This window comes from Inquilinus sp. (assembly GCF_057815775.1).
This window is the reverse complement of the sequence record NZ_JBYRFX010001142.1, coordinates 1-1,819: the sequence shown is the minus strand read 5'-3', so window position 1 is coordinate 1,819 and position 1,819 is coordinate 1. Positions and strand designations below refer to the sequence as shown.

Below are 1,819 nucleotides of genomic sequence, written 5' to 3'. Positions count from 1 at the left end.
GCCCCCTTCCCGTTCGACCTGCTGTACTGGAACAGCGACACGACCCGGATGCCGGCGGCGATGCACAGCTTCTATCTGCGCAACATGTACCAGGAGAACCGGCTGGCCCAGCCGGGCGGCATCAACCTGGCCGGGGTGCCGATCGACCTGGGCACGGTCAAGACCCCGACCTTCATGCTGTCGACCCGGGAGGACCACATCGCGCCCTGGGCCTCGACCTATGCCGCGACCCAGCTGTTCGGCGGCCCGGTGCGGTTCTGCCTCAGCGCCTCCGGCCACATCGCCGGGGTGGTCAACCCGCCGGCGGCAAAGAAGTACAACCACTGGATCAACACTCGCACGCCGAAGAGCGCCGAGGCCTGGCTGAAGGGCGCCGAGGCGGTGGAGGGCTCCTGGTGGCCGGAATGGCAGAAATGGGTGGCGCGCCACGCCGGCGGCCAGGTGCCGGCCCGGCAGCCCGGCGACGGCAAGCTCACCCCGATCGAAGCCGCCCCCGGCCGCTACGTCCGCGCGGCGGAGAAGGCCGCCCGGACGTAACGAACCGGACTCACTTCGCCCATTGGGCGGCGGCGTCCTTGGCGAAGGCGCGGTAGGAGCGCGGGGGCCGGCCGAGCAGCGTGGTCAGGCGGGCGACATCGTCCGCCGTCGCGACTGCGCCTTCCGTCTGGTAGCGGCTGAACATCAGGCGCAGATCCAGCGCGTGCCAGGCGGGCAGCATGGATCTGAGGCGCTGCTCCATCGCCTCCAGATCGTCGCCGCCATAGCGGATGGAGCGGCCGAGCGCCTCGCTCCAGATCGCGGCGAGGGCTTCGCCGGTCAGGCCGTCCGGGCCGACCAGGGCGTAGGTCTCGCGGCCGAGCGGTGCCGGCGCCTGCTCCCGGCGCAAAAGCTCGATCGCCGCGGCCTCGCCGATGTCGCGGATATCGACCATCGAGACGCCCTTCGCCCCGATCGGCGCGCCATAGACGCCGGCGTTCAGCAGCGGGTCCTTCTGGCGCAGGTCGTTCTGGATGAAGTAGCCGGCACGCAGCACCGTCACCGGCAGGTCGAGGGCCGCGATCATCCGCTCGACCGCGTATTTGCCGGCGAAATGCGGCGCATCGGCATAGGCCTCGCCCTTGAACACCGAGAGATAGACGACGCCTTTGACGCCGGCCTCGCGGGCGACCTCGAGCGCCAGCATGGTCTGGGTCAGCTCATCCGCCACATTCGCGGCCAGCAGGAACAGGGTGCTGACGCCCTGCAGCGCCGCCCGCACCGACTCCACATCGCCGAGATCGCCGCGGACCGGCACCACGCCGGAGGGGAATTTCGCCGTTTCGGGCGAGCGGGTCAGGGCACGGATGTCGGCACTGCGACCCTGGAGATGGGCCAGAACCTGGGACCCGATGGTCCCGGTGCTGCCGGTGACGAGAATGGTCATGTCGAACACTCCTTATAGAGACTGTGGAAGACCCTGTGCTTCTGGGGGAAAGATAGCTGTTTCAGTTTTGTGGAGGAGGCGCGAAGAATGAGACCACTCGTCTCAAATCCGGGACACCGAGATGGATCTGCAAGGCCTGTCAGACTTCAACCTGGTTGCCGCCCATGGCGGGTTCGGCCGGGCCGCCCGCGCCTCCGGCCGGCCGAAGGCGACGCTGTCGCGCCGGGTGGCCGACCTGGAACGCGGGCTCGACCTGCGTTTGTTCGAGCGGGGTGCGCGCACGCTGAAGCTCACCGAGGAAGGGCGCGCGCTCTACGAGAGAACCTCGGTGCTGCTGACCGAAATCGACGAAACCGCGGCGACCATCGCGTCCGGCGGCGGTGCGCCGCGCGGCAG

2 protein-coding genes and 1 pseudogene are annotated in these 1,819 nt (G+C 69.3%); 2 read left to right on the top strand and 1 reads right to left on the bottom strand.

Annotated elements, in window-relative coordinates; translation table 11 throughout:
* Positions 1–537, top strand: a pseudogene (locus AC3XYG_RS40555) (class I poly(R)-hydroxyalkanoic acid synthase); the annotation flags it as partial.
* A 10-nt stretch (positions 538–547) separates the two neighbouring features.
* Here the strand turns inward: AC3XYG_RS40555 and AC3XYG_RS40550 are convergent.
* Positions 548–1,423 (bottom strand): NmrA/HSCARG family protein, encoded by an 876-nt coding sequence (locus AC3XYG_RS40550; RefSeq protein ID WP_489145593.1) that lies wholly within the window; start codon positions 1,421–1,423, stop codon positions 548–550.
* A gap of 121 nt (positions 1,424–1,544) precedes the next feature.
* Between AC3XYG_RS40550 and AC3XYG_RS40545 the strand changes: the two genes are divergently transcribed.
* Positions 1,545–1,819, top strand: a 275-nt coding sequence (locus AC3XYG_RS40545) for a LysR family transcriptional regulator (RefSeq protein ID WP_489145592.1), incomplete at its 3' end; no start/stop codon positions are given.